This window comes from Brevibacterium atlanticum (assembly GCF_011617245.1).
In the GTDB taxonomy this organism is placed as follows: Bacteria; Actinomycetota; Actinomycetes; order Actinomycetales; family Brevibacteriaceae; genus Brevibacterium; species Brevibacterium atlanticum.
In genome coordinates this window covers 1,739,949-1,761,918 of sequence record NZ_CP050152.1, presented here as the reverse complement: position 1 = coordinate 1,761,918, position 21,970 = coordinate 1,739,949, and the positions used below count along the sequence as shown (strand labels likewise).

19 protein-coding genes are annotated in these 21,970 nt (G+C 64.0%); 5 read left to right on the top strand and 14 right to left on the bottom strand.

Translation table 11 applies throughout. From position 1 onward, the window contains the following. Position 1 precedes the first annotated feature (1 nt). From GUY23_RS07800 to GUY23_RS07790, 3 genes are all read right to left on the bottom strand, one after another. Positions 2 to 2,338, bottom strand: a complete 2,337-nt coding sequence (locus GUY23_RS07800) for an LPXTG cell wall anchor domain-containing protein (RefSeq protein ID WP_166971205.1) — start codon at positions 2,336 to 2,338, stop codon at positions 2 to 4. 267 nt (positions 2,339 to 2,605) lie between these two features. Continuing rightward, positions 2,606 to 4,480, bottom strand: a complete 1,875-nt coding sequence (locus GUY23_RS07795; protein WP_166971203.1) for an LPXTG cell wall anchor domain-containing protein — start codon at positions 4,478 to 4,480, stop codon at positions 2,606 to 2,608. 259 nt (positions 4,481 to 4,739) lie between these two features. After that, the gene (locus GUY23_RS07790) at positions 4,740 to 6,662 is read right to left on the bottom strand and encodes an LPXTG cell wall anchor domain-containing protein (RefSeq protein ID WP_166971200.1); all 1,923 of its coding nucleotides are present in this window, start codon (positions 6,660 to 6,662) and stop codon (positions 4,740 to 4,742) included. A 265-nt stretch (positions 6,663 to 6,927) separates the two neighbouring features. On the opposite strand from GUY23_RS07790, the gene GUY23_RS07785 reads away from it, so the two are divergent. The 3 genes from GUY23_RS07785 to GUY23_RS07775 are packed head-to-tail and all read left to right on the top strand — an operon-like array spanning position 6,928 to position 8,687. Continuing rightward, a complete protein-coding gene (locus GUY23_RS07785; RefSeq protein WP_166971198.1) occupies positions 6,928 to 7,407 on the top strand; it encodes an META domain-containing protein in 480 nt (159 codons plus the stop codon). After that, entirely contained in the window at positions 7,404 to 7,724 is a 321-nt protein-coding gene (locus GUY23_RS07780) for an META domain-containing protein (RefSeq protein WP_166971196.1), read from the top strand. The genes GUY23_RS07785 and GUY23_RS07780 overlap by 4 nt, the downstream gene beginning before the upstream one ends. Then, entirely contained in the window at positions 7,725 to 8,687 is a 963-nt protein-coding gene (locus GUY23_RS07775; protein ID WP_166971194.1) for a DUF808 domain-containing protein, read from the top strand. 75 nt (positions 8,688 to 8,762) lie between these two features. Here GUY23_RS07775 and GUY23_RS07770 read toward each other — a convergent pair whose 3' ends face one another. From GUY23_RS07770 to GUY23_RS07745, 6 genes are all read right to left on the bottom strand, one after another. Next, the gene (locus tag GUY23_RS07770; protein ID WP_166971192.1) at positions 8,763 to 9,575 is read right to left on the bottom strand and encodes an ABC transporter ATP-binding protein; all 813 of its coding nucleotides are present in this window, start codon (positions 9,573 to 9,575) and stop codon (positions 8,763 to 8,765) included. Beyond that, entirely contained in the window at positions 9,572 to 10,639 is a 1,068-nt protein-coding gene (locus GUY23_RS07765; RefSeq protein ID WP_166975788.1) for a FecCD family ABC transporter permease, read from the bottom strand. Before GUY23_RS07765 ends, GUY23_RS07770 begins: the two co-directional genes overlap by 4 nt. 32 nt (positions 10,640 to 10,671) lie before the next feature. After that, a complete protein-coding gene (locus GUY23_RS07760; RefSeq protein ID WP_166971190.1) occupies positions 10,672 to 11,739 on the bottom strand; it encodes an iron chelate uptake ABC transporter family permease subunit in 1,068 nt (355 codons plus the stop codon). 84 nt (positions 11,740 to 11,823) lie between these two features. Then, complete coding sequence (locus GUY23_RS07755) at positions 11,824 to 12,315, bottom strand: SufE family protein (protein ID WP_166971188.1); 492 nt, start codon at positions 12,313 to 12,315, stop codon at positions 11,824 to 11,826. Then, positions 12,315 to 13,223 carry a sulfurtransferase gene (locus GUY23_RS07750; protein WP_166971186.1) on the bottom strand — a complete coding sequence of 303 codons (909 nt, stop codon included), beginning with the start codon at positions 13,221 to 13,223 and terminating at the stop codon, positions 12,315 to 12,317. Before GUY23_RS07750 ends, GUY23_RS07755 begins: the two co-directional genes overlap by 1 nt. A gap of 73 nt (positions 13,224 to 13,296) precedes the next feature. Continuing rightward, on the bottom strand, positions 13,297 to 14,085 hold the full coding sequence (locus tag GUY23_RS07745) for an alpha/beta fold hydrolase (protein ID WP_166971184.1): 789 nt from the start codon (positions 14,083 to 14,085) through the stop codon (positions 13,297 to 13,299). 35 nt (positions 14,086 to 14,120) lie between these two features. Here GUY23_RS07745 and GUY23_RS07740 point away from each other — a divergent pair, with 35 nt between their 5' ends. Further along, positions 14,121 to 14,579 (top strand): NUDIX hydrolase, encoded by a 459-nt coding sequence (locus tag GUY23_RS07740; RefSeq protein ID WP_166971182.1) that lies wholly within the window; start codon positions 14,121 to 14,123, stop codon positions 14,577 to 14,579. Positions 14,580 to 14,624: 45 nt separating this feature from the next. Here GUY23_RS07740 and GUY23_RS07735 read toward each other — a convergent pair whose 3' ends face one another. The 3 genes from GUY23_RS07735 to GUY23_RS07725 all read right to left on the bottom strand — a co-directional run bounded on the left by GUY23_RS07735 (position 14,625) and on the right by GUY23_RS07725 (position 18,542). After that, a complete protein-coding gene (locus GUY23_RS07735) occupies positions 14,625 to 15,584 on the bottom strand; it encodes an ABC transporter substrate-binding protein (RefSeq protein WP_166971180.1) in 960 nt (319 codons plus the stop codon). Between the two features lie 105 nt (positions 15,585 to 15,689). Then, positions 15,690 to 17,168, bottom strand: a complete 1,479-nt coding sequence (locus GUY23_RS07730) for an amino acid permease (RefSeq protein ID WP_166971178.1) — start codon at positions 17,166 to 17,168, stop codon at positions 15,690 to 15,692. A 120-nt stretch (positions 17,169 to 17,288) separates the two neighbouring features. Beyond that, positions 17,289 to 18,542, bottom strand: coding sequence for an alpha-hydroxy acid oxidase (locus tag GUY23_RS07725; RefSeq protein WP_208085516.1), 1,254 nt, complete (start codon positions 18,540 to 18,542; stop codon positions 17,289 to 17,291). A gap of 179 nt (positions 18,543 to 18,721) precedes the next feature. Between GUY23_RS07725 and GUY23_RS07720 the strand changes: the two genes are divergently transcribed. Then, positions 18,722 to 19,918 (top strand): Fic family protein, encoded by a 1,197-nt coding sequence (locus GUY23_RS07720; RefSeq protein ID WP_166971174.1) that lies wholly within the window; start codon positions 18,722 to 18,724, stop codon positions 19,916 to 19,918. Positions 19,919 to 19,973: 55 nt separating this feature from the next. On the opposite strand, the gene GUY23_RS07715 is transcribed toward GUY23_RS07720, so the two are convergent. Continuing rightward, complete coding sequence (locus GUY23_RS07715; RefSeq protein ID WP_228282791.1) at positions 19,974 to 20,648, bottom strand: response regulator transcription factor; 675 nt, start codon at positions 20,646 to 20,648, stop codon at positions 19,974 to 19,976. Further along, positions 20,645 to 21,829: a sensor histidine kinase gene (locus GUY23_RS07710; protein ID WP_166971172.1), complete on the bottom strand. Its 1,185-nt coding sequence runs from the start codon at positions 21,827 to 21,829 to the stop codon at positions 20,645 to 20,647. Before GUY23_RS07710 ends, GUY23_RS07715 begins: the two co-directional genes overlap by 4 nt. Positions 21,830 to 21,970: the final 141 nt, after the last annotated feature.

Below are 21,970 nucleotides of genomic sequence, written 5' to 3'. Positions count from 1 at the left end.
CTCAGTTGTTCTTCTTGCGACGCAGGGTCAGAACAACGGCGGTTCCACCGACGAGGAGGAGTCCGGCTCCGGCAGCCAGGCCGGTGAGCTCGGCACCGGTGCGAGGCAGATCGGATCCACCATCACCGTTTCCGTCATCGTTGTTTCCGTCGTCGCTGCCGTCACCGTCGTCTCCGCCGCCGTTGCCGTCTTCGTCGGCAACAACTTCGAACGAACCGGTCAGCGCCGACTCATCGTCGGTGTCGTTGGCTCCCGTGACTTCGACGTCGTACTTGCCGAGGTAGGCCGCGGGGTTCGAGGCGCTGGTGCCGTAGATCGAGAATCCGACGACGCCGTCAGCGTTGGCGGTCTCTTCGAGGGTGATTCCCTCGACGTTCTCCGGACCGGAAGCAACCTTGAGAGTCACCTTCTCACCCTCGTCGAAGCCTTCGCCCGTGATCTGCACGCCCTTTTCCTTCTCAACGAAGTCGGAAGCGGTGACTTCCTTCGGGTCGACAGTCAGCTTGCGCTCGGCCGGAGCCTCTTCGGCTTCAACCGTCACGACGAACTCAGTGGCAGCTGAGTCCTGGCCGTTGGCGTGGACGACTGCAGTGTAGTTGTAGTCACCGGCTTCAGTGGGAGCATCTGCAGCGAACTTGCCGTCAGCATCGGTCTTGACGGTGGCACTGCCCTTGGCGGGAGCAGCCTGTGCCGCGGCCTGCGAGGAGCCTGCGTTGGCGTCGGCGGGTGCCCAGCTCAGCTTGACCTCAGCGTTCGGCTCAGCCTGGCCGGTGATCTTTCCGCCCTCGACGACGGTCTGGTCGCCGACCTTCGGAGCTTCGGGCTTCTCGTTGCCATCGGCGTCCGAGTCGGCCTTGTCGTCCTTGCCGTCGGCGTTGTCGGATCCATCGGAGTCCTTGCCGTCGGCAGCGGAACCGCCGTCAGCCTCGTCCTTGGCATCCTGGTTCGCGTCATCACCGTCGGCCTGAGCACCGGCGTCCTCGCCATCGGCCTGAGCACCGGCGTCCTCACCATCAGCCTGAGCACCGGCGTCCTCGCCATCGGCCTGAGCTCCGGCGTCCTCACCATCAGCCTGAGCACCGGCGTCCTCGCCATCAGCCTGAGCTCCGGCGTCCTCACCATCAGCCTGAGCACCGGCGTCCTCACCATCAGCCTGAGCGCCAGCATCCTCGCCGTCAGCCTGAGCTCCGGCGTCCTCACCATCAGCCTGAGCGCCAGCATCCTCGCCGTCAGCCTGAGCGTCAGCGTTTTCGTCGTCGCCACCGTCGTCAGGGTTCTTCAGAGTGAACGATTCACCGGACTTCGCCAACGAGTTTTCGAGGTCGGCAACCCACGACCATTCGCCGGTCTCGGGTCCCCCCGAGATGACACCGACAGCAGTGTCGCCCTGGTAGACGGCACCGCCCGAATCACCGTGGTCGGAGAAGCGCTTTGAACCAGATGTCACTTCGAATCCGTGCACGGCACGACCGCCGATGTTGGCGTATTCGAAAGCTTCAGGATCGTCGAGCACCGTTCCTTCGGTGACTCCGGTGGTACGACCCGACTTCTGAATTGCCGCGCCGGGCGTGACAGCGCCAACTTTGGTCACCTTCGAAGTGCTCTTCGACAGGTCATCGTCCTTGGCCGTCGTCCAGTCAGTGACCTCAGCCTTATTGGTGAACCCGTCAGCGACCTTGATCACTGCGAAATCGATGGCCTTATTTTCATCGGCCACCTCGCCGTCGACGATGTCCGAGCCGTACTGGTTGAATCCCCACGACCCTGGAGCACCGGTCCCGGCAGGCTGGAAGCCCTCTCCGCCTACTGCCTCCGCGATCGAGGGCTTCTCAAGATCGATGATCTCGTTCTGAGCTCCATTGTTGGAGTCGACGGCGCAGTGCCCGGCGGTGACAACCACCTGGTTACCCTGACCGTCCCAACCGGCGAATCCGGTAGAGCAGACTGACTGGTACTTGTCGTCCGACGGCACCGTAAACAGGTAACCTGCTCCGCCGACCAGGTCAGTCGCAGCCTGCGGTTCAGCTTTCACAAAGCGCGGATCGACGACGACCTCGACATTGTCGTATTTGGACGAGAACGTCTTGACCTGCTCGCTCTTCTTCGACACACCGATGACAAGCTTGTCACCGTCGACGCCGAAACGACCGACTTCGGAAGCCAACTGGCCGGTCTTGTCCGCGAGGTTCTCGTAGACGGCAGCCTGCACAGCGTTATCGCTGGAGACTTTCACTTCTGGCTGATCTGCAGCCGCGGGGCCGGCGACGAAGGCGCCTCCGAGGCCGAGTGCCGTCGCTGCTGCCAGCGCCAGCGAACTCTGCACGAGTTTCTTCTGCATAAGTAGTTGTCTCTCTTGTCTGAGGGATCAATGTCACGAATCGATGACCTAAGTCACGATAAGGTTACGGGCTCGCCTCAGTGACTACCAAGAAAGTGGGCCGGAAACTGTGAACTAAATGAACGAAACTTCACCAGATGTAGACAGTGCGATGTGGCGGAGTGTCGACCGGCTGCGCTCGTCAATAGACGATGCCCCCGGTCACCTAACCGGGGGCATCGCCTCTGAGTGCTCAGCAGACCGTCACAGGGCCTGACTTCACTGAACTCAGTTGTTCTTCTTGCGACGCATGGTCAGAACAACTGCGGTTCCACCGACGAGCAGGAGTCCGGCACCGGCGAACAGGCCGGTCAGCTCGGCACCGGTGCGGGGCAGATCGGATCCGCCGCCACCGTTGCCTCCGTCATCTCCGCCGCCGTTGCCGTTTTCGTCGGCAACAACCTCGAACGAACCGGTCAGCGCCGACTCATCGTCGGTGTCGTTGGCGCCGGTGACCTCGACATCGTACTTGCCGAGGTACGCCTCGGGGTTCGAGGCGCTGGTGCCATAGATCGAGAAGGCCGTCGCACCATCCGCATTTGCAGTCTCTTCGAGGGTGATTCCCTCGACGTTCTCCGGACCGGAAGCAACCTTGAGAGTCACCTTCTCACCCTCGTCGAAGCCCTTGACAGAGATCGTCACACCTTTGTCTTCCTTCACGAAGTCGGAAGCGGTGATCTCCTTGGGGTCGACGCTGATCTCCCTCTCGACAGGAGCAGGAGGCTCAGTGTCCTGCTTCTCGACAGTCACCGTGAATTCGGTGGTGTCCGATTCCGCTCCGTCGACAACAGCGACTGCGGAATAGTCATACTTGCCTTCAGCGGAGGGACCTTCAAGGCTGAAATTGCCGTCCTCATCGGCCTTGACTGTCTCGGACCCTTCCTTTGCCGCCTGCGCACCTGAGTTCGGTGCCCATTTCACCTCAACCTCGGCACCGGGGTCGGCCTTACCGGTCACCTTGCTCTTCGGAACGATGGTCTGGTCCTCAGCGACTGGAGCCTTCGGTGCATCAGGGGTCTCGTCACCCGGTTCCTTCAGCTTGAAGTCGACACCCGACTGCTCGATCGAGTGGTCCAGGTCGGCGACCCAGGTGAACGAGGTGTTCGCGTCATAGTCACCCCCGCCAGAGATCACACCGACGGCGGTGCTGTCCTGGAAGACAGCGCCGCCCGAGTCGCCGGGCTGAGAGAACGGCTTGCTGATCGGTGAAGTCACACCGAATCCATGCACCCAGTAGCCGCTGACGTTCGCGTACTCGAATTTGTCGTTGTAATCCGAGAACACCTCACCGTCGGTGAGTCCTGTGGTGCGCCCCGACTTCTGAATACCGCCGTTCTTGTGCGCTCCGACTTCGGAGATGTCGGCGGCAAGGCTGCTGGACAGGTCCTCGGAATCGGCTGACGACCAGTCGGTCACACCGTTCTTCACAGCATATTTCGAGTCGTCGACCTCGATCACAGCAAAGTCGATGTCGCTGGGCTTGGCGTTTGCCGTGTCTTCGTCATCCCCGACGAATCCACCGCTGCCGAAGCTGGTGAATCCCCACTTGCCGGCGATTCCCTTACCTGACGGCTTGAAGCCCTCTCCGCCATTGGCCGGTGCCGTCGATGGCTGCTCGGTCTCATCCACCGAAGTGTCGCCCTCGATGAGACCCGACTCTTCGTTGATGATCTTCGAGCAATGGCCGGCGGTCAAGACGACAGGGTTGCCGTCACCGTCCCAGCCTGAGAAGCCCGTCGAGCAGGCACCTGTGCCGCCTCCGGCGTCCACCAGGTAGCCGGCACCGCCGACGAGGTCGGTGTCGGCATAGGCTTCGAGCTGCTTCACCCCTTCGGTGACGGTGACATTCTCGAACTTCTTCTCAAGCTCCTCGATCTCAGGCGTCTTCTTCTCAACACCGATGTTGAGTTCGCCGCCCTGAGTTCCATATGCGTTCAAGCCCTCGACGTCGGCGAGTGCTTTCTGAATCTGAGCATCGCTCTGTACGTCGAGCTGCCGGGGAGCATCGTCAGCCATCACCGGTGATGCGACGAAGGCACTGCCGAGCCCGAGGGCAGCGGCGGCAGTCATTGCGAGCGAACGCTGCACGAGTTTCTTCTGCATGTGTGGTCGTCTTTCTGATAGGGACCAGCGAAGATCACATTTTCATGATCTTGGTCACAGTCAGATTACGGGCAGTGTTCAGCAAATGCCAAGAAGATGGCTAAGAACCGGTGATCTAAATGAACGAAACTGCGGACGCCGTCGGTAGAGGCAACCAGTTCATCAGGATTGATGTGACATGACGATGCCCCCGGTCACAGGACCGGGGGCATCACCTCTGAGGGCTCAGCAGACCGTCACAGGGTCAGCTTCACTGAACTCAGTTGTTTTTCTTGCGACGCATCGTCAGAACCACAGCGGTTCCACCGACGACGAGGAGTCCGGCTCCGGCAGCGAGGCCGGTGAGCTCGGCACCGGTGCGAGGCAGATCGGATCCGCCGTCCCCGTTTCCGTCATCGTTGTTTCCGTCGTCGTTGCCGTCTTCATCGCCGCCGTTGCCGCCGCCGTTGCCATCTTCGTCAGCGACGACCTCGAAGGAACCATTGAGGGCGTCTTCGTCTTCGGTGTCGTTGGCGCCGGTGACATCGAGGTCGTACTTACCGAGGTAGGCCGACGGGTCCGAGTCACTGGTTCCGTAGATGGAGAAGGCAGCAGCACCATTCTCGTTGGCGGTCTCATCGAGGGTGATGCCCTCGACGTTCTCCGGGCCGGAGGCAACCTTGAGGGTCACCTTCTCGCCCTCGTCGAAGCCCTTGACGGTGATCGTCACGCCCTTGTCTTCCTTCACGAAGTCAGAGGCGGAGATCTCCTTGGGGTCGACGCTGATCTCACGCTCGACGGGAGCAGGCGACTCGGACTCGTCCTTCTCAACGGTCACGGCGAACTCGGTCGTCTTGGACTCCTGCCCATCAACGGTAGCCGTTGCGGAGAACTTGTAGTCACCTTCGGCCTTCGGGCCTTCGAGGGAGAACTTGCCGTCCTTGTCAGCCTTGACCTTCTTGGAGCCGTTCTCGGCGGCCTGGGAGGAGTTCTGTCCGCTCTTCGCGGCTTCCCACTTCACCTCGACCTCGGCGCCGGCCTCAGCCTTGCCGGTGATCGTGCCTGCGGGTTCGATGGTCTGGTCGTCGACCTTCGGAGCGGCGGGAGCTTCAGGGGTCTCGTCGCCCGGCTTCTCGAGGTTGAAGTCCGTTCCGGTCTCTTCGAGCGAGTGGTCCAGGTCAGCAACCCAGGTGAACGAGGTGTTCGCGTCGAGGTCGCCGCCGCCGGAGATCACACCGACAGCGGTGGATCCCTGGTAGACGCCTCCACCGGAATCGCCCGGCTGCGAGAACGGCTTGTCGATCGGAGCGGTCACACCGAAACCGTGAACCCAGCGTCCGCCGACGTTCTGGTAATCGAAGTCGTAGGCTTCGCGCGGCAGGACTTCACCCTCGGTCTGACCGGTGGTGCGGCCCGACTTCTGGATCGAGCCTTCCTTGTGCGCACCGACCTTCGTGATCTCCTGAGTGGACTTCGCGAGATCGTCCGAGTCGGCGGTCTTCCAGTCGGTGATGCCGTTCTTGACGTTGTACTTCGACTCGTCGACGTTGATGACGGCGAAGTCGATGTCGGACTCACTGGGGCTGGGCCACTGGTCCTGGTCGTCACCCTCGAGGAGGTCGCCGCCGAACTTGTGGAAGCCCCACTTGCCGATGACGCCGGCGCCGGAGGCCTCGAAGCCTTCGCCGCCGTTGGCCTCGGAGGTCGAAGGCTTCTCAGTCTCGGCGACGGTGCTGTCGCCTTCGAACTCATTCGTCTCTTCGTTGATGATCTTCGAGCAGTGTCCTGCGGTCAGAACGACGGGCTTGCCGTCGCCGTCCCAGCCGGAGAACCCGGTCGAGCAGGCCCCGCCGCTCTCGCCGGCCTTGACGAGGTAACCGGCACCGCCGACGAGATCGTTCTTCTCGTAGGGCTTGAGTTCCTTGACGCCCTCGGTGACGTTGACGTTGTCGAACTTCTTCTCGAGATCCTTGATCTCGGAGGTCTTCTTGGCAACGCCGATGTTGAGCTCGCCGCCGTCGGCACCGTAGGCGTTGACGCCTTCGATTCCGGACAGTGCCTTCTGGATCTGCGCATCACTCTGAAGGTCCAGCTTCTGCGGGGCGTTGTCGGCCATCGCGGGAGAAGCGACGAAAGCGCTGCCCAGGCTGAGCGCCGCAACGGCGCTCAGTGCCAGTGAACTCTGAACGAGTTTCTTCTGCATACTGTTGTTTCCCTTGATCGTTGTCGGTGCTTCGATTGTCCGGCTCCTCAACACGGCCTGCCGTTCACGGCGGTCGCGCCTCCGGTGTCAGAATTTCAACCGTGTGAAAGGTTACGGTTTGGTCACGGTGCAGTGCAAGAACAATGAGTGTTGTGCGTGAACACAACTTACAGAAGTCGCCGTCTTGCTCGCGGCGGAAGTCTCTGCCGCCCCGACATCAGCGTTCTTACAGGTGACGGAGAATCCTTCCCGCTATGATCAGGGCATGCCGAACCACACTCTGCTTCGCTCCCTGCCGACGTCACGCTCGGTCTCCCGGCTCGCTCTGGGGATGGCCGCGCTCGCGTTGGCCCTGCCCCTGGCCGCCTGCGATACCGGTGTCGACCCGCGCGATCCCGATTCAGCCTCGCCGAGCGAATCGGCCTCCTCCGCCTCGCCGAGCGATGACGCCGCCGACACCGACCCGGTCGGAAAGTGGTCCTCCCCCGAAGCCGGCGATCCCTTCCTCGAATTCGCCGAGGACGGATCCCTCAAGGGCTCCGACGGATGCAATGCGATCGTGACCTCTTGGAAGGCCGAGAACGGCAAGATCACCATCGATTCCTTCATGAGCACACAGAAGGCCTGCGCCGGGGTCGACACGTGGCTGAGCAAGGCATCGTCAGTCACGATCGAAGGCGATGTCATGAAGGTCAAGGACAGCAACGGCAAGGTCATCGGCGGACTGGAGAAGGAAGACAAATGACACACGATGCGATCGGCCGCTGGGTGGCCGAGGACAACGACCGAGCATTCCTCGACTTCCAGGAGGACGGCACTCTGCGCGGCAACGACGGCGCCAATGCCCTCGTCACCTCGTGGACCGATGATTCCGAAGGGGTGACGATCAAGTCCTCGCTGACGACTCTTCGCGCCGCCCCGAATATGATCAAGTGGATCCCCAAAGCCCGCCGCGTCGAACCCGATGGAGATCGACTCCACGTGTTCGACTCAGCCGAGAACCACCTCGGCGATCTGCTCCGTCAGCCGCCGGCCGGCTCCGGCACCGACGAAGGCCGATAGATGGCCGGAGGACTGTTCGCTCTCCTCGATGACGTCGCCGCACTCGTCAAACTCTCCGCAGCCAGTCTCGACGATGTCGCCGCAGGAGCCTCCCGGGCAGGGGTGAAAGCCGCCGGAGTCGTCGTCGACGACGCAGCAGTGACCCCGAAATTCGTCGAAGGGGTCAGCCCGAAGCGCGAACTGCCGATCATCCAGCGCATCGCCCTCGGATCCCTGGTCAACAAGATCGTCATCATCCTGCCGATCATCCTGCTGCTCAGCCAGTTCCTGCCCTGGCTCCTCACTCCGCTGCTCATGGTCGGCGGCACCTACCTGTGCTACGAAGGCGCGGAGAAGATCTTCGAGAAGTTCGGGTGGATCACCCACCACGAGGAGCACAAGGACGACGACGAGCGACCCGCAGACGGTGCCGCTGCGGAGAAGAAGATCGTCCGTTCGGCCATCACAACCGACTTCGTCCTCAGCTGCGAGATCATGGTCATCGCCCTCAACGAGGTGGCCAGTGAGGCACTGCTCCCCCGGGCGATCATCCTCGCCATCGTCGCCCTCGCCATCACCGTCGGCGTCTACGGAGTCGTCGCGCTCATCGTCAAGATGGATGACATCGGCCTGCATCTGGCAACCAAGGATGCACCGGGGCCGCAGAAGTTCGGCCGATTCCTCGTCGGGGCCATGCCGAAGCTGCTCGCGCTGCTGTCAGTGGTAGGCACGTTCGCGATGCTCTGGGTCGGCGGGCATATCATCCTCGTCGGCACCGATGAACTCGGCTTCCACACGCTCTACGGATTCGTCCACCACCTCGAGGAACCCGTCGCCGTTATCGCCGCGGTCGGAGGTTTCCTCGGTTGGCTGGTCAACACCTTCTTCTCGCTCATCCTCGGCGCGATCTGGGGCGCGATCGTCGTCGGTGTGATTCTCGGGGCCAAAGCTCTCTTCCGCTCGGGGAAGCGCACCGGGCATTGAGCACGCGGCTGAGGAGGACACCGCTCGCTGAGGCAGTTGAGGCGCAAGCCTGCTGAGACGCAGCCTTATTGAGCCTCAACGCTGGGCGAAGGTCTTCTTCGGCATGCCCGCCACGATCATCGGGGCGCCGGTGACGGGATCGTCGATGACGGTGCAGTCGATGCCGAAGACTTCGTGGACGAGTTCGGCGGTGACGATCTCCTCTGGTGCGCCCTGCGCGATGATGACTCCGCCTTTCATGGCGATGATCTCGTCTGCGTAGCGGCACGCCTGGTTGAGATCGTGGAGAACCGCAACCATCGTGTGCCCGTATTCGTTGTTCAGCTGTGAGAACAGGTCGAGCAGTTCGATCTGGAAGGCGACGTCGAGGAATGTCGTCGGTTCGTCGAGCAGCAGCAGCGAGGTCTCCTGTGCCAGCACCATCGCCACCCAGACGCGCTGCCGCTGGCCGCCGGAGAGCTCGTCGACGTGCCGAGAGGACAGTTCCTCGGTGTTCGTCGCCCGCAGGGCTCGCAGCACGGCCGCCTCGTCCTCATCGGTCCACTGTTTGAGGAAAGACTGGTGCGGATGACGTCCCCGGGCGACGAGTTCGCCGACGGTGATGCCTTCGGGGGCGATCGAACTCTGCGGAAGCAGTCCCAGACGTCGCGCGATGGTCTTCGTCTTCATCTTCGCGATGTCGGTGCCGTCGAGGAGCACGTTTCCCTGTGCCGGAGGCAGCAGTCGGGCCAGGGCCCGCAGCAGCGTCGACTTCCCGCAAGCGTTGGGTCCGACGATGACGGTGAACTTCCCGTCGGGGATCGACACGTCGAGGTTCGTCACGACCTGCCGGTGGTCATAGGCCAGGTCGAGGCTCTTTGCGACGAGAGGAGCTGCTGTTGTGGTCATTGTGCCTTCCGAGCTTCTTGGACGAGGAGCCAGATGAGATAGACGCCGCCGATGCTCACGGTCACGACGCCGACGGGCAGTTGGACGTCGCCGAGCGCATGCTGGGCGATGAGATCGGCTCCGACGAGCAGCAGCGCACCGACCGCGGCGGAGGCCAGCAGGCTGGTGCCCTGCGCCTTGGCGATCCGCCGTCCGATCTGCGGGGCCGCCAAGGCGACGAAGGCGATGGGGCCGGCCGCTGCGGTGACGACCGCGACGAGGGCGACGGCGACGAGGATGAGTGCGGCACGCACCGGTTCGTTGCGGACACCCAGGGCCTTCGCCGTGTCGTCGCCGAGTTCGAGGGTGTGGAGATCTCGGGCGAAGAGCCCGCAGGCAAGGGCGAGGGCGACCGTGACGATCGCGGCCGGGGTGATCGTCGACCAGCCCATACCGTTGAGCGACCCGGCGCCCCAAGTGGCCGCGGCCATCGCGAGTTCGAGGTCGGCGCGCATGATCAGCCAGGTGTTGAAGGCGTTGAGCATCGCGGTCAGAGCGATGCCGACGATGATGAGCCGGAACCCTTGGACTCCGCCCTTCCACGTCAGCAGGTAGACCAGGGCGGCAGTGGCGATGCCGCCGATGATCGCGCCGAAGGCGGTCGAGATGTAGCCGGAGCCGAAGACGATGATGGTCACGATTCCACCGGTGTAGGCGCCGGTGGAGAAGCCGATGATGTCGGGGCTGCCCAACGGGTTGCGGGTCAGTGACTGGAAGACCGCTCCCGAGACGCCCAGCCCGGCACCGAGGACGATGCCGGCGATGATGCGCGGGGCACGCCATTCTCCGACCACGGTGTTGACGATGCGGCGGTCGGCCTGACCGAAGAGTCCTTGGAACACCTCACCGGGCGTGAGGGAGAATTTGCCGAGCATGAGGCCGGCGAAGCCGCACGCAAGGGCCAGGAGCGTGACGATTCCGACGGTGATGACCACACGCATGTCGATGCGCTGGCCGAAGATGCGCAGCATCGGCCGTCCGAAGTCGATCTTCTCTCCGGGCAGAACGGACTGTTCGATGTTCATCGGGGTCGATTCGAGTCGGATCGGTGCAGTCTTCACAGTCCGCTGGCCTTCTTTCGGCGTACGAGGGCGATCAGGACGGGCGCTCCGACGAAGGCCGTGACGACTCCGACCTGCAGCTCTCCGGGTTTCATCACCACACGACCGATGACATCGGAGGCCAGCAGGAGGATGGGCGAGAGGAGAACGGAGTAGGCGAGGATCCACCGCTGATCGGGTCCCACGATCCAGCGGGCGATGTGCGGGATCATCAGTCCGATGAAGCCGATCGGCCCAGCAGCCGCGGTGGCTGCCCCGGCCAACAGCGTCACCGCGAGGATCGAGAGGACTCGAGTGCGATTGACCGAGGTGCCCAGGCTCGCAGCGAGGTCGTCGCCGAGCGCGACGGCGTTGAGCGAATGGGCCAGGGCGAGGGCCAGCACAGTGCCGACGGCGATGAAGGGCAGAACCGCGGTGACCGCGTCGAAGTCTCGACCGGCGATCGCGCCGACATCCCACGAGCGGAAGGAGTCGAAGGCGCGTTCGTTGGTGAGCAGGATTCCCTTCGTCAGTCCGGTCAGCACCGCAGCCATGGCGACTCCGGCCAGTGTCAGGCGGATCGGGTCGACGGTGCGGGTGGGTCCGGAGGACCCGATGATGTAGACGCCGACGGTGGTCAGAAGCGCACCGATGAAGGCGAACCAGATGTAGCCGTTGATCGAGGTGATGCCGAAGAAGCCGATGCCGATCGTCACTGCGAAGGAAGCACCGGCGTTGACTCCGAGGATTCCGGGATCGGCCAGCGGGTTGCGCGTCAGAGCTTGGATGAGGCCGCCGGCCAGCCCCAGGCCCATGCCGACGAGGATGCCCAGCACGGTCCGGGGCAGACGGAGCTCGAGGACGACGAGCTGGTCATCGCTGCCGGTCGGAGCGAAGAAGGCGTCGAGCACCTCAGAGACGGGCATGTCCCTGGCACCGATGGCCAAGGAGGCGAGCACCACGAGGACTAGGGCGATGACCGCCGCAACCAGCCCCGTGGTGCGCTTGAGAAGCAGAGCCCGGCCGGAGATGCGACCGGTATCCGCGTCCTCCTTCGCCGAGGAAGGTGTGACGGATACGGTCATCGAGGTGGTCCTTTGAATCGCGGGCTAAGGGCAGGCTAACCACACTGTAGCTCACCGGACCACGTCAGCCAAGCAGAACCGATCTCACTCGGCTGTGATCTTGCCGATCCTTTCGGACACCTGACGTTGGATGCGCGAGAGCATTCCGCTCATTCCCCTCAGCCTCAGGGGGCTGACGATCTCGGACATCGACAGACGAAGCGGCAGGTCGGGGGGAATGCCGAGGATCACCTCGGCGGTCGCTCCGTCGAGCCCTTCGTGGAGGATCCCGGCGAAGCCACGCGTCGTCGGAGCCTCGGGCGGGGCGGAGAAGTGCAGGTGCACGATCGGCTGGTCCCCCGCCGCGGCGTCGTCGACCTCGGTGACGAGGAAGATGGGCGATTGGCATTCGGGCACCGGTTCGAGCAGCTCGGGGTGATCGGCATACCTCTCCGGCAGGTCGGGCAGGTCGGTGGCCAGTTCCAGCAGAAGCTGGAGTCGGTCATCGGCCGGTGTTTCGGCGAAGTCGGTGACGATCTCGGCCAGCGCCTCCGGCAGATCGTCGGTCTTCGGTGCGGTGTCGGTCTCAGCGGCCATCAGCGTCCGGGCACCTCTCCGGGTTCCGAGCCGGTGACGATCGGCACGCCGACGACGTTGCCCCACTCGGTCCAGGATCCGTCGTAGTTGCGGACGTTGGAATAGCCGAGCAGATGTTTGAGGACGAACCAGGTGTGACTCGAACGTTCACCGATGCGGCAGTAGGCGATGACCTCGTCGCTCTGCCCCAGACCGGCCTCGTCGGTGTAGAGGGCCTTGAGTTCGGACGCGGACTTGAACGTGCCGTCCTCGTTGGCCGCTTTGCCCCACGGCATCGACTTCGCCCCTGGGATGTGGCCGCCGCGCAGGGCGCCCTCTTCCGGGTAGGCCGGCATGTGGGTGCGTTCGCCGGAGTACTCCTCCGGGCTGCGCACGTCGATGAGGGGAAGGTCGCCGAGGCTGTCGCGGACGTCGGGCAGGAAGGCGCGGATGACCGAGTCGTCGCGGTCGATCACCGGGTATTCGGTGGGTTGGGGGTGCGGCTTCTCGGTGGTCATGTCCCGTCCTTCGGCTTCCCACTTGGACCGGCCGCCGTCCATCAGCCGGACGTCTTCGTGGCCGAAGAGGGTGAAGACCCAGAGTGCGTAGGCGGCCCACCAGTTCGACTTGTCGCCGTAGACGACGATGGTGTCCTCGCGTGAGATGCCTTTGGCGGACATGAGCGCTGCAAAGCCTTCGCCGTCGACGTAGTCGCGCGTCACAGAGTCGTTGAGTTCGGTGTGCCAGTCGACCTTGACCGCTCCGGGGATGTGCCCGGTCTCGTAGAGCAGCACGTCTTCGTCGCTTTCGACGATGACGAGTCCGGGATCACCGGCATGCTCAGCGACCCACTCGGTGCTGACCAGTCGTGCTCCGTCCGCATACTCGGCGAACTTCGGTGCGGGATCGGCCGGGATCGAAGTGCTCACGCATTCCTCCTGAGAGCTTGTGATGGTGACGTTCTGTTCTGGGCAACGTCGGACCCATTCAGCATATTCCCTTTCACGGCTTGCTGAGGAAGGTCGTCAGTGCCGAGACGAAGGCCTGCGGCTTCTCCGAATGCACCCAGTGCCCCGAGCCCTTGACGGTGAGAAGGGTGGTGCGGGGGAAGAGCGTGCGCATCTGCGGCAGATCGTCGCGGCTGACGTAGTCCGATTTCTCCCCTGCCACCCACAGGACTGGGTGGTCGAAGACGGCATCACCCGTGTCCGGGAAGTCTCCGATGACGTCGAGGCTCGAATGCAGGAGCGTGAGGTTGGGCTGCCAGGCATACCCCGCCGAGGTGGGGCGCAGGTTCTGCAGCAGGAAGCCTCTGACTGCGTCTTCCGGGATGGGCTCCCGCAGTGCGGCATCGGCGTCGGTGCGCGATTCCACCTGGTAGAGGTCGAGGGCGGCGAGGCTCGAGAGCAGATGGTTGAAGACCCCGGTCGATCCTCCGGCGTTCGGGCCGATGTCGACGACGACGAGGCGGTCGATGAGTTCGGGGTGGCGCAGTGCGAGGACCATGGCGACCTTGCCGCCGAGGGAATGGCCGACCAGGTGCACCGGCTGATCGTTCGCTTCGGTCACCTCGGCGATATGGGCGGCGACGGCATCGGCGAGGTCGACGTAGTCGAAGGTCTCCGTCCAGTCGGAGTCGCCGTGGTTGGGCAGGTCGATGAGCAGGCTCGAGAATTCGGGCTCGATCGCCTTGGCGATCTGGGTGAAGTTCTTGCCGCGGCCGAAGAGTCCGTGGAGGAAGACGACGAGGCGCCCGGTCTCGCCGATACGTCTGCTGAAGATGGAGGTCACCCCTCCAGCCTATCCGGCCCGGGTAGGGTGAGTGCATGCACTTCTCCGAATATGACACCCGCCTTGCCGGTTATGCAGTGATCGTCAATGACGACAGAGAGATCCTGCTCAGCTGGTTCAACGGCGGCGCCGACAACGCCCACGCGATCTGGACCCTGCCCGGCGGCGGCATCGAATACGACGAGTCGATCGAGGACGGGACGGTTCGCGAAATCAAGGAAGAGACCGGTTTCGACGCCGACCTCGTGCGCCCGCTCACGACGCATTCGTTCACCGATGGGCGGCGCAGTCCGTCGTTCGGCGAATCCTCAGGGCGTCCGTTCAAAGGGGTGCGCGTCGTCTACGAGGCGCGGATCATCGGAGGCACGCTGGGCACACTCGAGGTCGACGGGACGACGGACCGGGCAGAGTGGCTGGCGATCGACTCGCTGACAGACGTGCGGCACGCCCGCATCATCGACGTCGGTCTCGATGCGTGGCGTGCCGCTTCGTAGCATTCGCGGTATGGCGGAGAGCAGCCGGCAACCGCGATGCGTCTGCTACTTGACGATCTTCTCGAGTTCGTCGGGCAGGTGTTCTGCCGCGTACTTGGCCGAGAGGATGGAGTTGAGCGAGAACGCCATCCGCAGGTCATCCATCTTGTCTGTGAACACGAGCGAGCGACCGTCTTTGACGGCGGGGATGCGCTTATAGCCCTCGTCCTTAGTGACGTCGGAATCGGGGATGTAGATCGGGAACGTCAGCAGCACATCGGCGTCGAGGGTCTTGAGGTTCTCCTCTGAGACCGGGACGGAGAATCCTTCGGCCTGGCTCTCATCGACATTCGGCGACTGCTTGAAGCCGAGTCGTTCCATGACCTGCACGCGGCTCGACTTCTCAACGTAGGCGCCCCAGCCGTCCGCTGTCTTCGCCGCGACCGTGGCGGTCTTGTCCTTGAACTCGGGATGGGCCTCTGCCTGATCCTTGAACGTCTTGTCGAGATCGTCGAGCAGCTTCTGGCCCTCGTCGGGCTTGCCGAGAGCCTCAGAGACGAGTTCGACCTGCTGGTCCATCGTCGTCAGGTAGTTGTCCCCGCCTTCGGGAACGCCGACGGTCGGGGCGATCTCGGAGAGGCGATCGTAGCGCTTCTGCTCCCCCGAGCTGTTCGTGTCGAGGATGAGGTCAGGTTCGAGCGCGGCGATCTGCTCGTAGTCGGGTTCCATCGTCGCGATGATCTCCGGGTCCTGGTCATAGAGGTCCTCGGCCCACGGCCCCACACCCTTGCCGCCGAACTCCACCCAGTCGGAAGCGCCGACGGGCTGGACTCCGAGCGCCAAGGCGGTCTCGGCGTCGCCCCATCCCACGGCCACGACCTTCTGCGGATCGGCGGGCACCTCGATGGCACCGAATTTGGTGTCGACGGTGGGGCCGGAGGCGGAGTCCGCCGAATCCGATCCTCCCCCGCCGCAGCCGGCGAGGACGAGAACGGAGGCGAACAGGGGGGCAAGAATTCTGCGCATGGGAGGGAGTCCTTCTTCAAGTATTAGGCGAGCCTAGCTTAACCCATCATCGCACGAACGATTGCAGCGGGATCCGCCCACACACCGGAGTTCCCGCAGCGTGGTTCAGGAAGCCTTGATCTCCAAACCGTCGACGTCCATGTCGTCAAGCTCGATCATGCGTGAGCGGCGGCCCGTGACGACACGGTGGATGAGCCACAGCAGCAGGAACGCGGGCAGGCCGGCATATGCACTGGCGACCTCGAGGAGGTGGCCGTTGACGATGGCCTGCACGTTCTGTCCGATGATGACGACGATGAGCATGATGAGTGCGATGACCGGGCCGATCGGGAACAGCGGCGCCCGGTAGGGCAGGTCGTCGATCGAATGCCCCTGGCGCACGTAGGCGCGGCGGAATCGGAAGTGACACCAGGCGATGCCGACCCAGACGATGAATCCGGAGAGACCCGACACGTTCATCAGCCAGGTGTAGGCACCGCCGTCGCCCATCACTTCGGTGAGGAACCCGAACAGGCCGATGAAGGCGGTGGCCAGGAGGGCCATGACGGGGACTCCGCGTTCGTTGAGACGGGCGAACAGCCTCGGCGCGGTGCCTTCCTTGGCCATGGCGTAGAGCATTCTGGTCGATGCGTAGAGGCCGGAGTTGCCGGCCGAGAGGATGGCGGTGAGGATGACGGCGTTCATCACGCCGGCGGCCACGGCGATGCCGGCGCGTTCGAACACGAGGGTGAACGGTGAGGCCGTGACGTCTTCGTTGTTCGCCGAGGCCAGCAGGGACGGATCGGTGTAGGGCAGGAGGAAGCCGATGATGACGATGGCGCCGATGTAGAAGAGCATGATGCGCCAGAACACCGTCCGGATCGCTCGCGGCATGTCCTTGCGGGGGTTCTCCGATTCTCCGGCGGTGACGCCGACGAGCTCGGTTCCCTGGAAGGAGAATCCGGCGATCATGAACACGCTGATCACCGACATCCACCCGCCGACGAACGGGGCCTCACCGGTCGTCCAGTTGCTCATCCCCGGTGAGTCTCCGCCGATGATGCCGACGATCATGAGCACCCCGAGGACGAGGAACGCCAGCACAGCAGTGACCTTGATCGCCGCGAACCAGAACTCGCCTTCGCCGAAGGCCCTGGCCGAAAGGAAATTCAACGTCCCGAGCAGGATGAGGAAGACCGCCGCCCAGATCCAGGACGGCACGTCGGGCAACCAGAAGGACATGATCACCCCGGCCGCGACGAGTTCCGCAGCGAGGGTGATCGCCCAGTTGAACCAGTAGTTCCAGCCCATCGCGAAGCCGAAGGACGGGCTGACGTACTTCGTGCCGTAGGTGTGGAAGGAACCGGCCACGGGCAGGTGGGTCGACATCTCCCCCAGCGACTGCATGACGAAGAGGACCATGACGCCGATCGCCGCGTAGGCCAGCAGCGCACCGCCCGGGCCGGCCTGAGAGATGGTACCTCCGGAGCCGAGGAAGAGACCGGTGCCGATGGCGCCGCCGATCGCGATCATCTGCAGGTGCCGGGACTTCAGTCCCCGTCGCAGATGACGTTCGTCGGGCGCCGAGGCGGTGGGTGTTCTCATGGTCGTCCTTGCTCGTGGATCGGCAGGTCCACGCACGAGGACCCGGGCCATTCCTACCACATGCGCGGCCGACATGGACCGTCGTCGACTTCGAGTGGGACCAGGGTCACACCTGGTCGGTCACGCCTGCTCTGAGGAGACGGGAGCCTCTGTATACGGAGCCTGCGGCAGTCCGCGTGCGAGCTCGGGTCCGAGGTCGGCGATGCTGCGGGCTCCCATGAGGCCCATGGCGGTGCGGATCTCCTGCCCGATGAGGTCGATCGCCTTCTCAACGCCCCGCTGCCCTCCGGCCATGAGGCCGTAGAGGTAGGCGCGGCCGATGAGCACGAAGTCGGCTCCGGCACACAGCGCGGCGACGACGTCGCAGCCGGACATGATGCCGGAGTCGAGGATGAGTTCCATCTCCGGCCCCACCTCGGCGCGGACCTCAACCAGTGAGGACAGCGAGTCGGGGGCACGGTCGAGCTGCCGGCCTCCGTGATTCGAGATCACGAGCCCGTCGGCTCCCACCGACTGGGCACGTCTGGCATCGTCAGCGGTGAGGATGCCCTTGACGAAGAGCTTCCCCTTCCACTGCTCACGGATCCATCGGAGGTCCTCGAGGTCGAGGGTGGGGTCGAACATCGTCGCGGTCATCTCGGCCAGGGATTGGGAGGTGTTCGACAGTGAGGCGTACTTCGGCGGTTCGGTGGTGAGGAAGTTGAACCACCAGCCGGGCCGGTAGGACGCGTCGAGAACCGTCTTGAGAGTGAGTTTCGGCGGGATCGACAGTCCGTTGCGGTGATCACGCAGGCGCAGCCCGGTGATCGGGGTATCGACGGTGACGAGCAGCGTCTCGTAGCCGCTGTCCTGGGCTCGCCGCAGCAGGTCGAGGCTGCGCTGTCGGTCCTTCCACAGGTAGAGCTGGAACCATCGGGTCGAATCGGGAGCCGCCTGCGCGACGTCTTCGACGGAAGTCGTTCCCATCGTCGACAGTGAGAACGGGATGCCTGCCTTCGCAGCCGCACGCACTCCTGCGACCTCCCCTTCGGCGTGCATCATCCTCGTGTACCCGGTCGGAGCGATGCCGAAGGGCAGTCGTGCCCTGGCCCCGGCGATGGTCGTCGAGGTATCGGGGGCATCCACGCCGTGGAGGATGCGCGGCAGCAGCACCACCTCGGCGAACGCGTCACGGTTCTTGGCCAAGGTCCGCTCGTCCAGGGCGGCACCGTCGACGTAGTCGAACGGCGCTTTCGGTGTCACGCGCTTGGCGATTCTGCGGAGGTCCCAGATGTCGGCTGCGGAATCGAGTCGCGCCGCCACTCGGTCGAGCTTCGGCAGTCCGAACTGCAGAAGTGGGGCCAGCTCTCTCACATCGGGCAGCTGCCGTTTCATGACTCTCCTCGGGTGCGACGTCGACTCTCCTCGGAACTCGGACATTCGCGACTGAGGCGAGCGCCCGGCTGTCCCTCGGTCCGAGTCTAACGAGGCCGTCGTGATGGTCTGAGGTGGGATCACAATCGGAGATATTCCCACTTATTCACTTAAGTGGGAATAACGGTTAAGATATTCCCATGTCGAGCGCTCCCGTACCTATCCCATCGGCACAGTCGGAAACCCGCCCGTGGCGACAGGAGTTCCGCGGGGGCACGATCGATGACAGGAAGTTCGCCGAGGTAGCTGTTTCCATCCCCGCGAACATCGGTACGGTCGACCTCCAGCTTCCGACTGATCTGTCGGCCCTCTCCGAAACGGCGATCCGAGCGATCTCCCGTCTCGACGCCGATCACGGCCACACGCTCATTCCCCTGTCATATCTGCTCCTGCGCAGCGAATCCATCGCCTCATCGAAGATCGAAGCGGAGGAAGCACCCATTGATGACTTCGTCCGTGCGCTTCACGGCGTGAAGTCCAATTCCTCGGCGACAGCCATGGCTGCGGCTACGGGAGCACTGGATCTGCTGAGTTCAGGCGAAATCAGCTCCGATTCGATCGCTCGCGCCCACCGGCTGCTCATGGCCGACGATCCCACCGAGGCTCACCTTGGCGGCCGTTATCGGCCGATGCAGAACTGGATCGGCGGATCTGATCATTCACCCCGCGGCGCGCTCTATGTTCCACCTCCCCCGGAGTATGTTCCACCGCTGATGAACGATCTGTTGGCCTTCTCACTGCGCAGCGACATACCCGCTCTCGCCCAAGCCGCGGTGGCGCATTCTCAGTTCGAGGCGATCCATCCGTTCACCGACGGCAACGGCCGTATCGGACGGGCACTGGCCGCCGGAATTCTGCAGGCACGGGCAGTGACGACCGGAATCACTGTGCCGCTGGCAGCCGCCCTCGTCGAAGTCAGAGACCGTTACTTCCGCGCGCTGAATTCCTACCACTCGGGCGATGCCGGACCGGTTATCGCCCTCTGGTGCAGATCGTCGATCATTGCCGCTGAGGAGGCGCAGCTGACCGCACAGCGACTCTCCGGTCTGCCGGACGAGTGGCAGGAGCTGACCGGTCGTCCACGTGCGAAGAGCTCGACTGCGCGGATACTCACATACCTTGCGTCCACGCCGGTCTTCACTATCGACGACCTCGAGGACTCCTTGGGGCTATCCAGCACCGCGGCCAGCAGATCCGTCACCGTGCTGGCCGACGCCGGAGTGCTGCGTGGGATGACCTCACGGAAGCGCAATCAGATCTGGGGCGCCAGCGACATTCTGGCCGAACTCGAGGACCTCAACATTCGAATCGGAGCACGGGCACGTTCCGAACTCTGATGGCCGCACCTACCTGGACGAAGAGTCGGCTGCCTTCACGCGGCGGGCATATCCCTCAGGATTTGTCGAGGTAGGCGAGGACCGCCGCAACCCTGCGACTGCGTGTCTCCCCTGCGTGCAGGTCGAGTTTGTCGAAGATCGCGCTGATCGCCTTCTCCACGGCACTGATGGAGACATAGAGCCGTTCCGAGATGCCGCGGTTCGACAGCCCCTCGGCCATCGCTTCGAGCACTTCGCTTTCCCGCGGGGTCAGCGACGATAGGGTGTTCTGCTTCTCCGAGGTGCTCAGCAGCTGTCGGACGACCTCGGGGTCGATGACGGTCCCGCCCTCGGCGATGCGGTTGACCGATTCGAGGAACCTGTCGATATCGGTCACGCGGTTCTTCAGCAGGTAGCCGACTCCCACCGACTCGGTGCTCAACAGCTCCGTCGCGTACTCCCGCAGCACATACTGGCTGAGCACGAGCACACCGATGTCCGGGAAGCGATGTTTGATCGCCAGGGCCGCCTGCAGGCCCTCGGTGGTGTGGGTCGGCGGCATCCTGACATCGACGATCGCAAGATTCGGCCGCAGCGCTTCGACGGCCGCCAGCAGCTCGGTCCCATCGCCGACGCTGGCCACGACGCTGATGCCCTCGTCCTCGAGCAGACTGCGCACGCCTTCTCGCAGCAGGACTGCGTCGTCGGCGAGGACGACGCGCAGGGACGACTCGGTGGTGCTTTCGGTCATGGCTTCCTCTCTGGTTCGCCGGAGGGAACCGGCAGTCCGTGGGGTATTCGAGCGCTGATCATGGTTCCCCCGTCGTCTGGCGAACCGACGGTGAGGCTGCCGTCGAGGGCGCCGACACGCCGGACGAGGCCCTGCAGTCCGCTGCCGTTCGGATCAGCCCGTCCATTCCCGTCGTCGACGACCTCGGTGCACAGCGCCGGGCCGTCATCGACGACCGTGACCGTGATCGATGCCGCCTCGGCGTGCTTGACGACATTCGTCACCGCTTCCCGGATGACGAAGTACGTGGCCGATTCCACGGCAGGCGGAAACCTCCGCTCGGGCACCGCGGCCAGCGTCAGCGGCACCGGGCTCCGGGCGGCGATCCGTTCGAGAACGGGGCCCAGTCCGCGTTCGTCCAGGGCCGTGGGGTAGACCCGCCACGCGACCTCGCGCATCTCATCGATGAGGTCCTGGGACTGTGCGAGCGCGTCATCGAGCAGACTCTGCGTCTTCACCGGGTCGCTTGCCCGCTGGGCACGAGCGATGAGCACGGAGAGGGACACGACGTTCTGCTGCACTCCGTCATGGAGGTCGCGTTCGATCCGCCGCCGTTCGTCGTCGATGGCCAGGACCACTCCCCTCCGGGTGGTCAGCAGCTCCGTGATCCGGGTGTGCAGGGCGAAGGGACGAGCCACCTCGGCGAAGTTCGCATCGATGCGACCGTGCATCCAGTTCGCCGCTTCGGCGAGCGCGATCGCCCCGATGAGGTTCGCCGCCCCGTAGAGGACCCCGACGAAGAGGGTGGGCTGGGAGATCGTCCACATGTCGAAGCCGATGTCGACGGCGCCGCCGATGAACAGCCCCTGGATCAGGGAGCCGAGGGTCACGACGAGGAATCCGCTGAGCAGGTTGAGTGTCGGGATGATGGCCACACCGGCGATGAGTCCGTTGTACAGGAGAAAGCGGCGCTGCTGCGGGGGATCTGAGAGGACGAGACCGAAGCCGCAGGAATGTCGAGCCAGCTCCCAGCCGCGGACCCGCGCGGCGAGTCCCGATGATGGAGAGAAGACCGCAGCGACGAGCACCGGCAGGAACAGCAGTCCGCCCCACAGCACGCCGAGCAGCGAATGAGCCCACCGGGTGGCGAGCATGCGCGATTCGCGGGGAATGCGCGCAGTCAGTGAGCTGGGCCAGGGCATGGATCGATCGTAGCAACGCGCCTCCTGCGCTCACAGGGGTCAGACCGCAGACTCGACTTCCGGTTTTCCGCAGAGGTGTCCCCGGTCGTTCGTCAGCGCCGTACGCTCGACCGCATACCCCCACTTCGGCGAAGTCCCTAG